A 19,462-nucleotide genomic window follows, 5' to 3' on the forward strand; every position below is an offset into this window, starting at 1 on the left:
TAGAATAATATTTCGTTACAATTAGATTGGATATATAAATGAAAAGCTAGCGTTATATTCGAGTTTATTGGTAAAATCAATCATTCTCACAAATGAGACATTGACTCTATTGATATATATGTAGTTAATTTGGGGTTTGATTTTTTATTTTATGGTGTACAGTACTGATATTAAAATAGATAATTGAGATTTCATGGTTTTATATCGCATTAACAAGTAGATAGCGCTGTGTATGAACCTCTCTTTATTCCGAGTGGACACATAAATTATAATTACAAAGGTGTGATAATATGTCGAATCGAATCGTATGTAACTCTTTGATCGTTACAGGGACTCGACCTGAGATAATAAAGATGGTACCAGTATATTTTGCGTTAAAAAAAACAGGTAACCATGTTTTTTGGTGTCATACAGGGCAGCATGATTCTCTAGCAGATCAAACATTTGAAGCTTTTGGTGTGATTCCTGATTATGTTTTTCAACGCCCACAAGGTGAGGGGATTAGTCCTTTAGTTTCCGGCTTGTTGACAAATATTGACTCACTACTAAAAACACATCTATTTCAATGTGTACTAGTTCATGGTGATACATCATCGACTTTGTCAGCAGCATTGGCCGCCTTTTATAATAAAGTTCCTGTTATTGCTCATGTCGAAGCTGGTTTACGCAGTGGAAGTTTGTCTCATCCTTTTCCTGAGGAATCTAACCGACTATTAGTTGCTCAAATCGCAGACGTTCATTTTGCTCCAACGCAAGGGGCGTGTGACGCTCTATTGAAAGAGAACATTTCGAAAGACAAAATTCATGTTACTGGCAATACTGCAATAGACGCGCAGCATTTGTTAGTTTCGAGCGGAAAGATCGTAAAACGAGATTCAACAAAAGTGTTGGTTACAGCACATCGACGCGAGAACTGGCAAAATATTTCGATAATCAGTGACGCTATCAAGAAACTATCGGCATTAAGACCTGAACTCGAGTTTGTTTTTGTCGTTCACCCAAACCCAGATGTGCGAGCAAAAGTAGAAGCGTGCCTTGCCAATACAGCGAAAGTGACGATTAGTGAACCACTAGATTATCTGGCATTACAACAGTGTTTGGCAGAATCCATTTTGGTCTTGACAGATTCGGGTGGCATTCAAGAAGAAGCTCCCTCATACGGTAAACGTGTGGTTGTGTTACGTGAAACAACAGAACGTCCAGAAGCGGTGGCTCAAGGCTATTCAGTATTGGCAGGAGCGTCGGATGTAGACCGTATTGTCGAGAGTGCTCTTACTATGTTAAACGCAGAGGCGTTTTCAGGGAGTAATAATCCGTTTGGTGATGGCTTAGCATCAGAGCACATAGCGGCAAGAATCAACGCGTTATGTGGTCCTACAGATGTTTGATTTATTTATTTGGTATTTGCTTGCGCTTAAATATGTTCTAGTTGTACTGATGGTCGTGATGGCTTTTTGTGGTCTAGATGACTTAATCATTGATGTCTATTATTGGGTACGTCGAGCATGGCGCGCTAACACAACGTACAAAAAGCACTCTCGCAAAGCGGCTAAAGAGCTCTATATCAAAGAAGAGCAACCACTTGCCATCATGGTACCAGCGTGGCAAGAACACGGCGTGATCGATAAAATGGCTGAGTTAGCTGCGAGCCAGTTAGATTATGAAAATTACCAAATTTTTGTTGGTACTTATCCTAACGATCCTGAAACACAAAGTGATGTTGATAAAGTTTGTGCTCGTTACCCGAACATACACAAAGTGGTTTGTGCTCGACCGGGACCAACCAGTAAAGCGGACTGCTTGAATAATGTCATCGCATCAATTCTTGAATTTGAAAAGAAAGCTAAGTTAGAGTTTGCTGGGTTTATTTTGCATGACTCAGAAGATGTAATTTCTTCGATGGAATTGCGTTTGTTCAATCACCTCCTTCCCGCGAAAGATCTCATCCAGCTACCCGTGTATCCATACACTAGAAAGTGGTATCAAATGACACCTGGGCATTATGCTGACGAGTTTGCTGAGTTGCATGGCAAGGATGTTGTCGTGCGTGAAGCGATTGCAGGGCAAGTTCCAAGTGCGGGAGTTGGTACTTGTTTTAGTCGTCGGGCAATTTTGCGCCTTACTGTAGAAGGTGACGGTCTGCCATTTGATGTTCAATCACTGACTGAAGATTACGATATTGGATTCAGATTAAAGCAATGGGGAATGAATGAAATTTTTGTCCGCTTCCCCGTGGTTGACAAGAATCAAACAACTCTTAGAGAAGTTGCTGTCGGCGTTTCTGATCGTGAAGGCTCTGTCGTATGTGTACGGGAGTTCTTTCCGACAACTTATACAACCGCTGTTCGTCAAAAAAGTCGCTGGATTATTGGTATTGTTTTTCAAGGTTTTAAAAACCACAAATGGACTAATGATTGGCGAGTCAATTACTTCTTGTGGCGTGATCGCCGTGGCTTAATTAATAATACAGCTGGCTTTATCGCCATGCTTATTTTTATCCAACTAGTCGCTCTCAGCATATATGGTTATTTGGTTGAAGATAATTATAACTTTTTGTCTTTGACTGGGGACACTCCGTTTACCCAGAATATCCTTGCGCTCAATGTTTTGTTACTCGCAAATCGAATGTTTCAGCGTTTCTACTTTGTCAGTAGGTACTACGGATATGCGGAAGGGTTGCTATCTTTGGCCCGCATCGTATGGGGTAATGTGATCAATTTCTCCGCTAATATCCGAGCTATTCGTCAGGTCATTGAGCAGGGCGATCCACGACGAGTGGCATGGGATAAAACCACTCATGATTTTCCAACTGTGTCTGCTGAAGTTCGTAAGAAACCAATCGGACAAATATTGGTGGAAAGTGGTCATTTAGATAGACAACAACTTGAAGACTTCATACTGGAAAAACCAAGCAATATTTTGTTGGGCATGTATTTGGTGGAGCAAGGAGCAGTATCTAACGATCAATTGAGTGAGGCAATGGCGATTCAGTGTGGTGCTGAATACATGAAGATAGATCCATTTACCTTATCATCTAGTTTAATTGATGAGCTACCAAAAATACTCGCTCTTAAATACTCAATTTTACCTATAGCAAGTCACGAAGGAGTGCTGATCTTAGGGAAAGAGTCGGCATTGAGCCCAGTGGCGTTGGCCGCAATTAAACGTCGGATAGGCAAGCCAGTCCGCTGGGTCATTACAACCAATGGGGCTGTGACATTAGGTTTAAGGTATTGGTACTTAGGGGATTCATCGGTCAACCCTTATCCTGAACTGGATAGCCTAACCGAGAGATATGTTCTCAATGCAACACAGCTTACAAAAGTTATGAGTACTTATTTTGCTAGCCATTGTCAAATTGGCACTTGGCTTGTGTCCGCTCGCTTAATTGAACCCGCAGTATTAAACCAAGCGGTGCTCGCATTTGAGAAAATGGACGGCATTAGCTTCGGTGAGTTTTTGGTAAGTCGTGGATATATTGAGCGTGATGCTATTGAAAAAGCGCTAGCGTTACAAAAACAGCATCAGCACGGTATTAAAGATCTCATTCTTCGTTATTCAAATAATTTAGAGACTCAACATGAAGTTGCCACAGTTTAAGGGACTTTTTTACGGCATGGCGATCATGCTTAGTTTACCAGTGCTCGCGTCTGATAACTCAGAGACCGTTTCTGTTTACCAAGGTTTGTCTGACTCACAATATTTTCGTAGTTATCCATACGTTGATAAAGCATTTCGTCTAGAGGAAAAAGGAGACTACCGCTTAGCACTGAACGAACTTAAAAATGCATTAAATGTCGTACCCAAACATGCACCATTTATACGGTATGAACTCCAATTAGGGCTGAAAGCAGGGTTATCTGTTCAAGAACTAGAGGCGACTATTGGTGATCTTCCAGAGGAAGAACAGCAAGCTGAGTTGTATCAGTTGCGGTTTGACTTGGTACAAGAAGGAAAAAGACTCTCTAGCTATGAATTTAATCAATTAGCCAAAGGGTTAACTCAGCAGCAAAGCCAACAGCTTTATCTAAACCTTTTATATGCCATTGAGAAGATGCATGGGCAAGAGGAAGCATTAGAATGGAGTGCCAACCAGCCTGAGCATTATAAGAGTGCACCAGTCGAACGCTTTGAAGCCTATCAATTGTTTTCACAAAAGCAATATCAACAAGTAGTGCCACTTATTGAAAATTTGTCACGCTCGAATCAAAGCAATAATAAAGATATGCATTACTTGATGCTATCACTGTTGTATTTGGGGCGCGATGATGATGCCAAGAGCGTCGTTGAACAACAAAACTCGACTGAATTAGAGGTGCTATATTTGCGTAACCGAGCAGAACGGTTACTCAATATACGACATTATGCTGAAGCTCGGTCAGATCTGTTACAGCTTCAGGGTCTCACTTCTCTAAGTCCACAAGAACAACAGCAATTAGCCTACATTCGTTCACTTGATGATTTAGAGATGCAGAATGCCAAACAGAACATTCGAGCATTTCCAGAGTGTCTGCAATCAGTCGTAAATACGCTGCCTCAAAAAGGTATCGAAGCGGCGCAGCAGCAATTGCGAAAGTGCGATCCCAATGATAGTTCTAATAATTGGATGAATACTGCAGCTAAGGTAAAAGCGTACAGTTTGCTTGAGCAACAAAAGTTCACAAGCTCACGCCTTGAGGCTAAACGAAAGCGCATTCTTACAGATTTTTATGCCAGTCGGAAGAATTGGCAAGCAGTGGTTGAGCTTCTTCAAAACCCTACCGACAAGCGAGAAGTGAAAAATTTAGCCATTGCCTATGGAAATCTCAATCAATCTCTTGATGCAGCCAAAGCTTGGCTTGATTTGTATAAGTTAGATAACGATCTGAGCTATATCGATCTCGCCGCTTATAACGCATCTTTAGCTCAACAACCAGAGCTGGAAAGTGAAATATATCGACAAGCGATGCTTTCACAGCCGGAAGAATTCGCAGTTAATCAGCCACTAATGAAGCGTGCGGCATCACTTGCTTATAAAGATGTGTCTTTGTTTAAAGTGAGTGATGTGGCATTTCTGGCTGGCATTAACGGGTTAGTTGATCCTGCGATTTGGGTTAAACAACAACAATGTTTGGGTCTTGCAGGTAGTGTAGTCCACACATCTTCTTTTTTACTTAAAGCGAAAGCATATTGCCAAGCTGAGGAGCAAGTAGAACTTGCGATTGCCACGCTTGCACAGGCAATGGAAATACAGACGGCTCCTAATGATCATCAGCTTATGGCTCGTTGGCTCTATCAATCAAAACAGTATCAAGATGCGATTAATAAGTGGCAGAAGGTGAACGGTGATTCATTGTCGCAAGCAGATCGCAATAACTATATCGATTCGTTGGTTAAAGTAGGTGCATACCAAGAGGCAAATCGATATTGGCAAGAATACGCTGATGAAACCAACGTTCGCTGGTGGGAGTTAGGGATTGATTTGGCTAATGCACAGGACAATAATCTACTAGCACAGCAACGAATGAGATTAGCTATTGAACAAACGCAATCTGCACCAATAGCTGTCAAACTGGCTGATGAGTACGTTTTATCACACAATGATGTAGCACTAAGTGAGTTGGTTGATGATGTTATCGATTATGATAACAGCGGTCACTTGAGTGCGGCACTTGGCTATTCGCTATCAAGTAAAGAGCCGATTCTAGCCCTGCCTTTGCTAAAAAATGCTGCTTCAATGGAGCGTTATCAATCAGATGTTTCGCTTTGGGCACAATACGCTGATGTTGCTGGAAGCAACGGTCATAAAAAGCAAAGTAAAGCAATCTATAAACAAATGATTGATGATCTACCATTAGATCGCGAGCAATTAGATTACTTTCAACGAGCTCATAGAGATGTTGAGTCTGGATGGAAATATAATATTTCTGGTTGGTTAGGTGAATCAAACGGCACGGCTGTCCCTGGTTATTCTGATCAGGCAGGAAGTTTCTTTATGGTTGAAGAGGCAAAACGCTATTTTGATAGTGATTGGTTCTCTACGTTCGCGTTTCGAGTGGCTGGGGCTCATAGCGGTGAGTTTGATAGCGATACTGACAGCTGGAGATCGAATCAGCTGGATTTGGGAGTTGAAGCCAAGCCGTGGGAAGATCTTAACTATTTTGCAAAGCTTGGTGTGAAGCAGGGCTTGGACTCAGATAATAATGATACCAGAGCATATATCTGGTTGAGTGCTGACGTTTTTTCTAATGATGATTGGTCTAAAAGATGGCAAAACGACCAAGACAGTTGGCTTTATCAGTTACTTTACGTTGATGGTGTTTACTATCTTGATGGTAAGGATGACTACTCGTTGTACGCACGATATGACTTAGGATATACATTTAAAGCTTATGAGCAAAACAAACAGCGTGCTACTCCATATGTATTCGCGCAGAGAAGTGAGAGCTCATCTAGTGGTCGATCATTTGATGACTCTAGAGTTGGCATAGGCTTTAGCTGGGCATGGGATTGGAAGGAGGATCATTATGATGGATTCTCCGTTAACTCCGAAGTAGGTATTGAGTGGCAGCACATAATAGAAAACAACAATTACATCGGCAGTGGCGATTCATTTATCTTGCGCTTTTCAGCTTATTTTTAAGTATTGTTTTAGCCATCGTGTTAATGCTTGATAATGAACCTATGAATGCGAGAGGAATATTTTACCAGCCGCTCAATAGAGACTCGCAAGTGAGTACTTCTGAATGGCAACAGTTGATGAAGCAGACTGCAGATATTACAGGTGCTGAAGATATCGTTGTTCAGTGGAACCAATATGGGGATGCAACATTTGGTGGACAAAATGGCTGGTTTACCAATAGCTTGGAAATATTCCAGCAAGCTGGATTTGGTATTTGGCTAGGGCTATATTCTGACCCTGATTACTTTAAGAGTGTTCATGCACCAGCCAATATACAAAACCAGTATTTAAGCCGTTATTTTGCTGAACTCTTTGAAAACTATCAAGTGTGGACGTCTTGGATCGGAAATAATCAAGATTATATCCGGGGTGTCTATATCCCCGCAGAGCTGAGTGATTATGATTTTGATACGATAACAAAACGAGAGGTGCTTAATAGTCATCTTGCTAGATTACAAAAAACCATTACTGAATCGATGATGATTAGCGTGTATTTTTCTGGGAAAATGAGCCCAGAACAAACACATCAATGGATCAATAGTATTGAGGATCTTGGTATTAAGGTCATGGTGCAAGATGGCAGGGGGACGCAACTTCTGGATAACTCTATGTGGCAGAAGTATGCACAAGCATTGCCTTGCAAAGTTGCAGTGATCCGAGAAATATTTATTGTGGAGAAAGGTGAGCCCTTCTCAGCCCAAAAAATGAATAAGTCAGACTTTTATTCCATATTTGAGCAGAGCAACTGCCATGACAATTACCTTTTTTCTTTAAGGTATCTGCCTTTTGAGCAAAATCCGCTGCGATTAGTTGACTAGCCACGCCTGCCGTTACTTAACGTGAGCGACAACCTGATTGAATTGCAATGTTGAATTCGCTTCAATTTGAGTAAACTATGTTTTACTAGTCGTCTGTTTAAAGCATAGAGATGTACCGCTCTTGGCAAAATTCAGACATAAAAAAATCGGTCTTACTTTGTTATTTACCAAAGTAGACCGATTTTTATATCAAAGGTGTTTTGTTACTTAACAGTCCAAGTAACGTTCTCTCCAGCTTTGATTGGTACGACAATGTCAGCACCAAATGGCATGCTTGCTGGTACTGCCCACTCTTCTTTCGTCAGTGTTACGGTATCAGCATTACGCGGTACACCGTAGAAGTCAGGACCATTGTGGCTAGCAAATGCTTCTAGGTTCTCTAGCTTACCTTCTTGTTCAAAGACCTCAGCATACAGCTCCAGTGCTGCATGCGCAGTGTATGAACCCGCACAACCGCAAGCGGCTTCTTTTTTATCTTTAGCGTGAGGTGCTGAATCTGTCCCTAGGAAGAATTTTTTGTTGCCGCTCGTGGCCGCTGCAACTAACGCTTGCTGGTGTGTGTTACGTTTTAGAATTGGCAAGCAGTAGAAGTGTGGCTTGATGCCGCCAACCAACATATGGTTGCGGTTATACATTAAGTGATGAGCTGTAATAGTTGCTGCCACGTTGTCACCCGCTTCTGATACAAATTTCGCCGCATCAGCCGTGGTGATGTGTTCAAGAACAATCTTTAATTCTGGAAAGTCATTGACGATAGGGGCAAGAACCGTGTCGAGGAACTGTTTTTCACGGTCAAAAATATCGACATCATGGTGCGTCACTTCACCGTGGATCAGCAGCAACATGCCTACTTCTTGCATCGCTTCTAATACTGGGTAGATATTTTGTGCCGAGGTAACACCTGAGTCAGAGTTTGTTGTTGCGCCTGCTGGATAAAGCTTTGCTGCTACAACTTTGCCTGAGGCTTTTGCTTTACGGATTTCATCAGCAGTGGTGTTGTCTGTTAAGTAAAGTGCCATCAAAGGCTCGAACTGCGCACTTGGCTGTTCAGCCATAATACGGTCACGATAGGCTAGTGCCATTTCCGTATTGGTAATTGGTGGGATAGTGTTAGGCATGATTAGCGCGCGACCGTTATAACGGCTGATATCTCGCACTGTATCTTTAAGAACTTCGCCATCGCGAAGGTGAACGTGCCAGTCATCCGGACGAGTAATCGTAATTGTTGTCATGTTAGCTCCCACCATGAGTTTGTGATCTGATTGGAGCCTAAACGTTTGGTCTGCATGTGCAAACTCATAGGCTTAGGCGACAGGATGATAGAGGAAAGCGATGACGATTTCACCTCATTTTTTCTGTTTAGCCAATATAATGCCAAACGTTTGCGTATCGCGTAACCTCTAGGCTTTGTTGACTAAATTACTTAAGATAAAGAAAAAGGGCATCAATTAAGCACCTCACCATCACTAAGGAATAGCAATGGCAACCACGACTCTTTCACAAATCAATGTCTATCCAGTTAAATCAGTAGGTGGGATCACGCTTTCGAATGCTTGGGTGGAAAAGCAAGGATTGATGTTTGATCGACGTTTCATGCTCGCGCTGTCTGATGGTTCAATGGTGACTGCGCGCAAGTACCCACAAATGGTGAAGGTAAACTCACTACTGACCCCCAATGGATTGCGTTTTACTTCTCCTAACCAGCCACCACTCACGATTCGTTATAGTGACTTTAAGATGCAGCCAACACCGGCAACGGTTTGGGGAGACACTTTTGAAGCTTATACAACCACCGATGAGGCTGATGATTGGTTTAGCCATGTTGTCGGTAAAAAGGTCGAGTTACTGTTTAGTGGTGAGCAATCAACTCGAGTTCGAGAAAAGCTGGGGCACAACGTCAGTTTTGCTGATGGTTACCCACTGTTGATCATTAGCCAAGGATCATTGGATGAGTTGAACCGTCGCAGTGATGAACAGCACAGCATGGATCAGTTTCGTACCAATCTTGTCGCTTCAGGCAGTGAGCCATTTATTGAAGATAGCTGGAAACGGATTCGTATTGGTGAGGTGGAATTTGAAGCAGTTAAGCCGTGTGAGCGCTGCATATTAACCACTGTCGATGTGCAAAGTGGCAAGTTCAGACCCAGTAAAGAGCCACTAAAAACATTGTCGGAGTTTCGCGCCAATGAATGGGGCGGTGTGTTTTTTGGGCAAAACTTAGTCGCTAAAAATGAAGGTATGATCCGCGCGGGTGATGAAATAGTCGTGCTTGAATACAAAGAAAAAGAGTTTTACCAAGATAACGCTCCGAAAGTGCACGCATTAAAATGTGTTGGTCGAGAAGAGATCGCACGTGACTTTATTACCTTTTGGCTAGAGAGCGAAAAGGATTTGCCTTATAAGCCGGGTCAACACTTGCCAATTCAAGTCGAGATAGAGGGAAATGCGGTTTCGCGTCGTTATACTTTGTCATCTTCACCGTCACGCGGCGAAACACTCGCCATATCAGTAAAAAAAATATCCGGTGGTCGTGTTTCCAACTGGCTAGCGGAACACCTCCAAGTCGGTGATGTATTGCGTTGCGAGGCGCCTGATGGGGCTTTCCATCTTGAGGAAAACCATGGTAAGCCGACACTACTACTCTCTGCAGGAAGTGGTGTTACGCCGATGATTTCAATGCTTCGTTACATGGCAGACAAACAAAGGCTAAATGATGTGTTCTTTTATCATCAATGCAGTACAGAAGCTGATATTCCGTACCGAGAAGAACTCGAGCAGTTGTCGAACTTACATGCTGGTTTAACGGTGTTGATCTCGTTATCTCAGGCACCTTTAGATTGGTTTGGTTTAAAAGGGCGTTTAAGCGCGATGCATTTAAAGCAGATAAAAAATCTAGCTCAACGCGAAGTCTTTGTTTGCGGTCCTGATGGGTTTATGCAGCAAGCGAAAACCTTGTTAGTGCAAGCGGGCTTAGATGAAGCGCAGTACCATCAAGAGGCGTTTACCGCTGGGCGAGTGGAGAATTTGGTCGAAAAAGCGCTTACCGTTACGATCAACAGTAAAGTATTCGAAGGTGATAATCAGCGTTCGCTGTTAGAACAAGCGGAAGATGCAGGGATCAATATACCAAATAGCTGTCGAGCGGGGCTTTGTGGAGCATGTCGGGTGACAGTCGTTGATGGCAAAGTAACCCACCCAGCAGTGCCTGCACTTGAACATATTGACGTTGCTGGTGGTGAAGCCTTAGCGTGCTGCGCTGTACCATCAAGCGATGTTGATATTCACTATTAGAATTTTCTGCTTGATTAGAAACAGCGCTAGATGATGCTCTAGCGCTGTGCCTTAACTAAATAGGTTTAACAAGGACTGTGCTGAACTTTAGGCAGGGTCTTTATTGAGTAATCCTGGTTCGATATCGTCTTTTTTCTTGCGTTTAATCTGCGCCAGAATAACGCCGCTGATCACCATGATGCCGCCAACAAGATGATAGAGGTGGACAGTCTCACCCAGCAATGTTGCTGCTAACGTGACCGCAACAACAGGCAATAAGTTCATAAACATCGCGCTATTGTCTGCACCGATAACATCGATGGATTTGATCCACATCCAAGGCGCTGCAATGGACGCCGCGATAGAAGCAAATAAGATAATAGGCATTGCATCCACCGGTGGTAAAAGTTGCTCGCTGGTAAGCCAAACAGGCGCAAGCATAAGCATGGCGCAAAAGCCCTGCATATAGATCAGTACCGTGTTAGGTAGATGCATTTTCCAGCGTTTGATCAAGACACAATACAAAGCGTAGGCTAGAGAAGCGATAACCATTAAACCGTCGCCGGGAGTGATGCTCTGCGATAAGAAAAACAGCATATCGCCCTTACCAAGCATATAAGCAAGCCCGATTAAGGCGATGATCCCACCTAAGATACTATTGAATGAAATCCGCTTACCCAAAAAAGGCACACTGAGAAAGACACTCATCAGTGGGACCAAAGCACTAATCAGTGACATGTTGGAGGCGGTAGTGGTGAGTGCAGCGTAATAACCACATGATTGGTTGATCACCATACCCAGCAAACCTAAACTCGCAAGCTTGGCTAGGTGCGGTCTAATTTCGCCCCAACGTTTTATTACTTGAGGTAAGCAGAATGGCGTTAATATTGCGATGGCAAATAGCCAGCGATAGAAGCTCATGGCACTAGGCTCAATGATAGAAGCGGCCATTTTACTGGCAATGGCATTCATTCCCCAGATGAAAACAGTGAGTATCGGGAGTAGGTAAATCATGTGAGCTTCATCGCATTGTTAAGGTGGCGAGTAGTTTCGCAGGTCTATATAATTGTATGTATCTCTAAGAAGACATATTTCGTTTTAGGAAGACAAGTTTGAGAAAATCAGCCAAACATTTACATCCGTCGTTATCAATCGATAAAGCACCATCAGATGTATTTATGAATTTTGAAGCATTTTTATCGAACACTGAAACGCGAGTTCATAGCCACCCTTGGGGGCAGGTTCAATTGATCAGCGGTGGTATTCTTGAGATGGAAGTGGAAGAAACCCGTTTCTTAGCGCCTCCACATTTAGCGATTTGGGTACCACCGGGCATTATGCACACCAGCTATAACCGGAAACCCTTGTCCTATTGCTCGCTGAACGTGGCATTACCTTTTACTGAGAGTTTCCCAGACAAAACCAGTTTGATTCGAGTGACTTCAATTGCTTCGGCGATTGTGGATGATTTTCGCTCAAGACGGATTAATGTCGCAGAGAGTGACGCGGATAAACGTTTAGTCCAAGTGTTACTGGACCAACTTGCCACCCGTGATACCCAGCACCATTTTTTACCGTCTACGGATAATAAATACCTAGCACCGATCTTATCAGCAGTAGAAGAAGATCCTACCGATACCACCAGTTTGTCGGAGTGGGCTGAGCGTGTGCATACAACTGAGCGTACATTAGCACGTCACTGCCAAGCCGATTTAGGAATGAGTTTTACTGAGTGGCGATTGAGAGTTCGTTACCTCTATTCGATGGAGTTACTGCAAAAAGGGCATTCAGTGAAAGAGGTCGCGTTTACGCTCGGATATAACCAAGCCAGCCCATTCATTGCAATGTTTAAGAAATATTCAGGATTCACGCCAGAGCAATATAAAATGAGATTAATCAGTTAGTTATATCTTGATGCTCTAGGTGTTTGTCGCTGAAACCATCTTGCTTTCAGCGGCGTCATCTAAATATTTTCAGTCCAATCGGGTAATAAAAGTTTGCTCGTCATCCACAAAAGCCACAAAGCCGCCGTGATAGATAAACACCCGACCACGCCCCTCAACTAGGCAGGCAAGCTGTGGGTTCAAATCTTCTTCGTTATGCTGGTTTTGAAAAGTCCCAGTATCGGTAATTACGCCATTGAGTGTAGGCAAATATCCATAAGTGCGCTTGGCTTGATCGATCAGGCTCAATTCGCTTGTGGTAGAGAAGCAAGAAGGGATCGCTCCGGCGTCTTCAATAAACATGGTTTTCAGTTCTTCAAAAGCTGTAATCACCAGCCAGTCGATGCCGTTAACATGATGGATAAACATAGAGTATCTCGGTAATTCTGGAACGGAGATTTTATCACTATCAAGGGAGAACGTAGTAGAGATTTAGCTACTAAAGGCGTTAATTCTACGCCATTTCCGGACAGCCACTTGGTCAAGCTGAAACACATTTTTGTCCCTTATCTGCTTAGAGATTTTATTCGTAACATTCGTAGTCATTCCTATTTAACCAAATTTATCTAATGTTTCACTATGTATTTAAAGTTTTGACTGGGTGGGGGAAATGGAGTTGAGCGATCCGAACGATGTGTTGAGCTTGTTCAAGAACTTGATGATGAAGATTGTTGAGGAAACTAAAAAACCTACAAGAAATTTTGACTTAAACGAGCGCTACTATAAACAGAATGTGGGAGAAATTGCTCAGATAGATGTATCAACTCTTTATCTAAGTTTGTCTTCTATCTTTGGGCAAATCAATGAATTGAAAACAACCATAGCTTTAGATAGCGGGTTTCATACATGTCAACCTGATTATCAAACTCTACTACGACAGTTTTGTGATGATTATCAGGATGTTGTAAATGTTGCGGCATCTATAAAGAGTTGCTTAGACCAAAGGTCTGGTCTGCTCGGCTTTTTCAAAGGATACGGTAATCCGATTGAAACAATATTGAGCGGGAAAAGCTATCAATTGAACTACCAACAATTGCGCAGTAAATTTTCTTATCATGCGGTAGTTCTTCAGCAATCCGAAAAGAAAATGTTGGATGTTGTCGCAAAAGATTTAGACGATTTTATGGTTAAGCTTTACTTAGTGGCATAGGTGTCCCATCAACTACTAAATTCTCAGTAGCGCTTGGATTTTCCATATTTAAGGTTATTCATTAGTCGCTTAATTAATAAAGCGACTGACTCACTTTTGTCCAATACTGAGTCGGTAATGAACAATTAAAAAGGTCTAGTTCAACAAAGCTAGCTTAAAGATATGTGCTGATCCATTCGCAGGAAAAAGTCCATGAGGTGAAAGAATCAAGAATAGTAATCAAACTAAATTCATAACATTGCACTCAAAACAGTGAAGATACCACTGTCTATTTATCAAACAATGGATATGCTATCAGGTCATTAAGTACTAATAAATCAGAGGGAAAATGTGAGATTGATGTTGTGGATGAGCTCAATGGCTAAATCGACTGGTGCTCGTGTCTTGGGCTCTTTTTTCGCTGGTTCTATTTTTTCACTAGCAGTTTCTCAAATCAAAACACCTGCACATTGGTACTACGTAACTGCGATAGCCACTTCAGTAATCATAGTTCTGCTACTTGCTTGGCTTCATGATTCAAAAGAGCTTAAACATGATATTCTCAATAGCTTGGTTAACGGTGCGTCAATTTTACCCAATGATTTTGCTTACCAAAAGATGGCTCTTAGTGTGGAGCATGCAGACGAAGTATTTTTGATTACAAGGATGCGTTACGATTTGGACAAAGGCATCCCATTAGGCGCGGCATCCGATGCGGAAAAGCACCATTTAGATGCATACTATGATGCCCTCAGTACTTTAATTTACGACGACAAAAAGCAATTTACACGATATATTCAAATTGATGAGCAGGACATAGAGCATAATTGGCCATTGGTCGTGGCTAGTTCCGACCGATTTTCTAACGAATTAGCTATAGTCTATGGCAATGGCTTTAGGAAAAATTCGCATTTTTATGTTGCAGCCAGTCGCATTGACATGAGTATGCTGATCGTCAACCGGAAAGAAGTATATTTCAATTTTTTCGTGTTGGATGATGATGGAAGATATCGATCTAGTTTTATGTTTTATGCCAAAGACGAGAAAGGCAGAGTACAAGATGATATCCAGCACTCCTTCCAGCAACTAGGAGCGAACCATTGTAAAACCAAACATGACTTTCCTTGTCTGCGTTTACGCCATGAAGAGTATCAGCTTATTCAAGAATCCCACGCTAGTATCAAGCTAAAACGTGAACGCAAAGACATAGCGGTTGCTCCTGGAAAATAGGGGGTGAATAGCCACCGACTCAGTAGACACTTTGAGCATTTCTTTTCCCTAATTTAACTTATCCGAATTTTACGGTTTAGTGCGTCAACTCTAAATTGTTTATGTCCAAAAGTGAGTTAGCGAACTGGCGTGTGTTGTGTTCACCGAGCGGTTCTAGTGTGTCATTTGTCCGGCTTGTGATTAGCCTAGTTTTCTGGTTTTTCATAGCCCTGACTCAATCATTGGTTATTTAAAATGTAATCGGGCTGTGACCGTGGACTGGCTCACCTGTTGTTGGATGAGTAAAGTAAATATCGCTGGCATGGAGCATTAAACGCTGTGCGGTGTTATCAGCTTCAGGACCGGTGCTTAATTCTTGGTTGTTATAAAGATCACAACCCAAAATAGGGTGACCAAATTCAAGACTATGGATGCGCAATTGATGAGTGCGACCTGTAATAGGGGTGTATTGTATTAATGTTCTCGCAGGGTTGTCCAAGCGACGAACTACCTGATAATCACTAATGGCACTTTTGCCTGTACAGTGGCAAATTTTTACACGGGGAAACAGAGTCTTATCTTTCGCAATAGGGGCAGAGATTTGACCGCTGTCAGCCTCAACCCAGCCTGCTAACATCGCCAAGTAACGCTTTTGTACCGTCCGATCTTGAAACTGCTTATTCAGACTTTTAGATGCGGCACTGTTAAGCCCCACCACCATAATGCCAGAAGTTCCAAAATCGAGCCGATGTGGCAATTTAGCATCTACAAAAGCAGGCGTTGCTTTTTCCGTCTGGGTAGCGCTTTGACCGTTAACTAAACGATAATGCACAGAATCCCAATTGAGTTGGTTTTTACCTGACAAACTTAATAAACCACTCGGCTTATTAATTAATAAAATATCGTCATCTTGATAAAGGATTTCCACTCTATCCTGACACTCAGGAGCCACAAAATTATCAACTATTTCATTAACAGTAGAAGTGTCAGATTTTGACATGTAAAGGACCTTCAAATAAGAGAAGGCTCAAATTATAGAGTAGTCATTTAAGCTAGGCACGACTTTGTTGGTCGACGGCATTCTTTTCGATAGCAGGCATTCTGCGAATTCGAGCAAACCGCAAAACAAGTAGTAAATCCCCGCAAACAGATTGGGTGCATAAGCAAATGCGAGTTTGTCTGTTGAAACCCCTTTAGCCATGAGGCAACGCATAGCCAATTCCTCAAGGTAGATGCCGAAAGTCATCAATAGATGATGCTGATTAACGCGATAATTATTAGCAATTAGAGAAGTCATACGTCTTTCGTTAATCTGTCCTCAATTTCAGATTGATACAGTTTTTCAGGCTAACAATGACGAACAAGGCGCTAGTAGTAGAAGGTGGAGCGATGCGAGGCATATTTGCCAGCGGAGTGTTGGATGCCTTTCTTGACCAAAATTATAAACCCTACGATTTTGCTATCGGTGTTTCTGCCGGCGCTTCAAATCTACTCGGGTATTTGTCTAATGCGCCTCATCGCAGCTATCAAGTTATTACTGAGTTAGCAACGGATAAGCGTTTCTTTAATCGCACACGATTTGCGCGTGGTGGTGACCTAGTTGATGTTAAGTGGCTAATTGAGGAGTCGAACCGGCGCTTCCCATTGGATTCACACGCACTGTTTTCAACACCAATGATCGCTGCGGTGACGAATATTGAAACCGGCAACGCGGACTATTTTCAATTAAGCCCATGCAATTTAGAAAGCGTGCTAGAAGCAACAACAGCACTGCCGATTGCTTATAAATCGACCCCGTGTTTTTCTGGTGGGTGTTACACCGATGGTGGCGTGGCCGATTCGATTCCGGTGAAAGAAGCGTATCGCCGTGGTGCGCGCGACATTACTGTGGTGTTGTCGCATCCACTCAGTTATCAAATGAGACCAGCGCGAGCGCCTTGGTTAATGAAGCGGTTATTAGCGCGTTATCCAGGTATTGCTGAGTCGATGTTGGTCCGTGCAGACAATTACAATCAATCTCTAGAGTTCATTCGTCATCCTCCTAGTGATGCAACGATTCGAGTCATTGCTCCGCCAGATGAGTTTGCGGTGAAGCGACTTACGATGAACCTAACGCTCTTAGAGCAGGGTTACCAGATGGGTTTGGAAGCAGGGAAGCAGCACATAAGTAATCGCAACGGTATTCATGGCTTAGATGACCAAAACTGTCACTTCTGTTTGTAGTGGGTGGCGTTTTGATAGGTTAGACTGGTGTTCAAATGGGTAACAAAGGGAATTGAGAATGAACAAAGCCAAATTGTACTACGTACATGATCCCATGTGTGCTTGGTGTTGGGGTTACCAGCCAGCTTGGCAAGCAATTGAACAGACACTGGTTCAAAAAGTGGATCCGAACATAGAAATTGTTTATTTGGTTGGAGGGTTGGCACCTGACAGTAATGAACCAATGCCAGCAGAGATGCAAAGGCAAATACGATCTTATTGGCAAAAGATTGAAGATTATCTAGGCACTCAGTTTAACTACGATTTCTGGAGCAACAATACACCAAGGCGCTCTACGTACCCTGCATGTCGAGCCGTGTTAGCGGCACGAGAGCAAGGCGCAGAAAAGGCGATGATCCGTGCAATCCAAGAAGCTTATTACTTAAGAGCATTGAACCCGAGTGATTTGGAGGTTTTGGTTCGGCTTGCGCAAGAACTGAAGCTTGATAGCGAACGGTTTTCGCAACAGATGCAAAGTACTCATCTAAATCGAACATTGTTGGAAGAAATTAGCTTTGCTCGTTCTATTGGCGGTAATAGTTTCCCTTCACTATTTGTGGAACGAGAAGGCAATCTTCAAGAGTTGCCAATTGACTATGATAATCCGCGCAGCACATTAAACCTCATTGACGAAATATGCCGTTAATTTATTGCAGCTTAATTTGGCGTTAAAGAGATTCATTTTGGTCAAAACATTTTGCCAACCGCACAATGTTTTGCTCAATATCAGTAAGTGGCGTATTGCCAAAACCGAGTACGATACCATTCCACGTTCTGCCTTTTATCCCATCGGGCTGATAATAAGCGAGCGTGCGGACAATGAGATTTTGTTTTAGTGCGTGTTGGCGTAAAAGTTCTTCATTAATGCCACCAACCCAGCGCAGGGTAACGTGTAAACCACCAGGTTGACTAATGATTTCAACATGCGTTGGTAAGTGGCGCTCAATCGCCTCTACCATGGCTTGATGTTTTGCTTTGTATAATCGGCGCATTTTTCGGATATGGCGTAGCAGTTCACCGTCGGCAATGAAATCGGCAAGTGCATGCTGTACATGTGAGGGGGAATCTCCACTGAGCGCATCTTTAATGGTGTTGCATTGTTCTACTAGGCTTTCGGGTACGACCATATAACCCATTCTTAAGCCGTTAAACATCACCTTACTAAACGAGCCAATGTAGATGATATTTTGATCAAGTCCAAGTTGCCCAGCGAGCCCTTGCATACTGGTATAAGGACGGTGGGCAAATTGAAATTCGCTGTCGTAGTCATCTTCAATTATCCAGCTTTTGTTTAGACTTGCCCATTCGATTAATCTCAACCGTTGCTCTGTATTGACGGTGGTGCCCATTGGGTATTGGTTGCTTGGTGTAACGTACATCGCCTTTGCATTGGTTGCTTCTAACTGTTTTATATTCAACCCCTTCAATGGCTCCACATCAATATGGGCTTTATTAATGTTAAGCAGGTTGCTTACCTTATCCATTTGTACGTAGCCAGGGTATTCGAGCAATAGTGTCTCATTGCGTTTGAGAATGGCCATAGTCGCAATAGTGAGGGCTTGTTGTGCACCACTGGTGATGATGATTCTATTTGCATTGCAAACAACGGAACGACTTGAAGCAAGGTAGTTAGCTAAAGCTTGTCTGAGTTCGAGCGCACCTTGTACGTGACCATTGCCAAGAATGGCTGAGCGAGATGCATGGTTTTGTATATAGCGTTGCCATTTTTTAACTGGAAACTGCGTGAGGTCGGGTACTCCGGGGGCAAAAGAACGGTTTATATCTTGTTGGTCAATGTGGCCGACTTCTGCCAAAGTTGAGTTTATCTCTGGTAGGTAGTGGTCAGGTAACTCGATGGAGACATAGAACCCGCTGCCTTTTCGGCTTTCAACATACCCTTCGTAAACCAATTGCTCATAAGCTGCCGTGACGGTGTTACGGCTCAATTTTAGCTCTTCAGATAACTTCCTTGTTGAAGGCAGTTTGCCTGCTAGTGGCCAAAGCCCTTGGGTTATTTTATCGCGAATAGCGTTGAAGAGTTTCTGTTGTAAGGTCTGATCATTTTCTGCTAATCGAAGATCACCGATATCGATATGTAGTATCGCTGCATATGGCATAACTGGCTCTATGAAATAGTTAAAACTGGCTCTCTTTAAAATACCAGTTTGAA

16 protein-coding genes are annotated in these 19,462 nt (G+C 42.7%); 10 read left to right on the forward strand and 6 right to left on the reverse strand.

Annotated features, from left to right (window positions below; all coding sequences use genetic code 11):
• The first annotated feature begins 290 nt into the window (after positions 1-290).
• From wecB to H2O73_RS04105, 4 genes are read left to right on the forward strand one after another with little or no spacing between them, the layout of a single operon-like run.
• A complete protein-coding gene (wecB, locus tag H2O73_RS04090) occupies positions 291-1,388 on the forward strand; it encodes a non-hydrolyzing UDP-N-acetylglucosamine 2-epimerase (protein WP_182106787.1) in 1,098 nt (365 codons plus the stop codon).
• Entirely contained in the window at positions 1,381-3,600 is a 2,220-nt protein-coding gene (locus H2O73_RS04095) for a glycosyl transferase family protein (protein WP_182106789.1), read from the forward strand. The genes wecB and H2O73_RS04095 overlap by 8 nt, the downstream gene beginning before the upstream one ends.
• The gene (locus tag H2O73_RS04100) at positions 3,581-6,622 is read left to right on the forward strand and encodes an NfrA family protein (RefSeq protein WP_182106791.1); all 3,042 of its coding nucleotides are present in this window, start codon (positions 3,581-3,583) and stop codon (positions 6,620-6,622) included. The genes H2O73_RS04095 and H2O73_RS04100 overlap by 20 nt, the downstream gene beginning before the upstream one ends.
• Complete coding sequence (locus tag H2O73_RS04105; RefSeq protein WP_182106793.1) at positions 6,544-7,479, forward strand: DUF4434 domain-containing protein; 936 nt, start codon at positions 6,544-6,546, stop codon at positions 7,477-7,479. The genes H2O73_RS04100 and H2O73_RS04105 overlap by 79 nt, the downstream gene beginning before the upstream one ends.
• Before the next feature lie 203 nt (positions 7,480-7,682).
• Here the strand turns inward: H2O73_RS04105 and pyrC are convergent, their stop codons facing one another.
• The gene (gene pyrC / locus H2O73_RS04110) at positions 7,683-8,711 is read right to left on the reverse strand and encodes a dihydroorotase (RefSeq protein WP_182106795.1); all 1,029 of its coding nucleotides are present in this window, start codon (positions 8,709-8,711) and stop codon (positions 7,683-7,685) included.
• A 247-nt stretch (positions 8,712-8,958) separates the two neighbouring features.
• Here pyrC and H2O73_RS04115 point away from each other — a divergent pair, with 247 nt between their 5' ends.
• Complete coding sequence (locus H2O73_RS04115) at positions 8,959-10,770, forward strand: hybrid-cluster NAD(P)-dependent oxidoreductase (RefSeq protein WP_182106797.1); 1,812 nt, start codon at positions 8,959-8,961, stop codon at positions 10,768-10,770.
• Positions 10,771-10,857: 87 nt separating this feature from the next.
• Here H2O73_RS04115 and H2O73_RS04120 read toward each other — a convergent pair whose 3' ends face one another.
• Entirely contained in the window at positions 10,858-11,763 is a 906-nt protein-coding gene (locus H2O73_RS04120) for a DMT family transporter (RefSeq protein WP_182106799.1), read from the reverse strand.
• 98 nt (positions 11,764-11,861) lie between these two features.
• Here H2O73_RS04120 and H2O73_RS04125 point away from each other — a divergent pair, with 98 nt between their 5' ends.
• Complete coding sequence (locus tag H2O73_RS04125; RefSeq protein ID WP_182106801.1) at positions 11,862-12,653, forward strand: AraC family transcriptional regulator; 792 nt, start codon at positions 11,862-11,864, stop codon at positions 12,651-12,653.
• 69 nt (positions 12,654-12,722) lie between these two features.
• Here the strand turns inward: H2O73_RS04125 and H2O73_RS04130 are convergent, their stop codons facing one another.
• Positions 12,723-13,061, reverse strand: a complete 339-nt coding sequence (locus tag H2O73_RS04130; protein ID WP_182106803.1) for a cytosolic protein — start codon at positions 13,059-13,061, stop codon at positions 12,723-12,725.
• Between the two features lie 241 nt (positions 13,062-13,302).
• Between H2O73_RS04130 and H2O73_RS04135 the strand changes: the two genes are divergently transcribed.
• Entirely contained in the window at positions 13,303-13,842 is a 540-nt protein-coding gene (locus H2O73_RS04135; RefSeq protein ID WP_182106805.1) for a hypothetical protein, read from the forward strand.
• A 357-nt stretch (positions 13,843-14,199) separates the two neighbouring features.
• Positions 14,200-15,051 carry a hypothetical protein gene (locus H2O73_RS04140; protein ID WP_182106807.1) on the forward strand — a complete coding sequence of 284 codons (852 nt, stop codon included), beginning with the start codon at positions 14,200-14,202 and terminating at the stop codon, positions 15,049-15,051.
• A gap of 229 nt (positions 15,052-15,280) precedes the next feature.
• Here H2O73_RS04140 and H2O73_RS04145 read toward each other — a convergent pair whose 3' ends face one another.
• Positions 15,281-16,030, reverse strand: a complete 750-nt coding sequence (locus H2O73_RS04145; RefSeq protein WP_182106809.1) for an RluA family pseudouridine synthase — start codon at positions 16,028-16,030, stop codon at positions 15,281-15,283.
• Positions 16,031-16,057: 27 nt separating this feature from the next.
• On the reverse strand, positions 16,058-16,327 hold the full coding sequence (locus H2O73_RS04150; RefSeq protein WP_182106811.1) for a hypothetical protein: 270 nt from the start codon (positions 16,325-16,327) through the stop codon (positions 16,058-16,060).
• Between the two features lie 56 nt (positions 16,328-16,383).
• On the opposite strand from H2O73_RS04150, the gene H2O73_RS04155 reads away from it, so the two are divergent.
• Together H2O73_RS04155 and H2O73_RS04160 are read left to right on the forward strand one after the other, a co-directional pair.
• Positions 16,384-17,253: a patatin-like phospholipase family protein gene (locus H2O73_RS04155; protein WP_182106813.1), complete on the forward strand. Its 870-nt coding sequence runs from the start codon at positions 16,384-16,386 to the stop codon at positions 17,251-17,253.
• A gap of 58 nt (positions 17,254-17,311) precedes the next feature.
• Positions 17,312-17,938, forward strand: a complete 627-nt coding sequence (locus H2O73_RS04160) for a DsbA family protein (protein WP_182106814.1) — start codon at positions 17,312-17,314, stop codon at positions 17,936-17,938.
• 22 nt (positions 17,939-17,960) lie between these two features.
• Here H2O73_RS04160 and pdxR read toward each other — a convergent pair whose 3' ends face one another.
• On the reverse strand, positions 17,961-19,409 hold the full coding sequence (gene pdxR, locus H2O73_RS04165; protein ID WP_182106816.1) for a MocR-like pyridoxine biosynthesis transcription factor PdxR: 1,449 nt from the start codon (positions 19,407-19,409) through the stop codon (positions 17,961-17,963).
• Positions 19,410-19,462 lie beyond the last annotated feature (53 nt).

It is taken from the genome of Vibrio marinisediminis, from assembly GCF_014050145.1.
Classification (GTDB): Bacteria; Pseudomonadota; Gammaproteobacteria; order Enterobacterales; family Vibrionaceae; genus Vibrio; species Vibrio marinisediminis.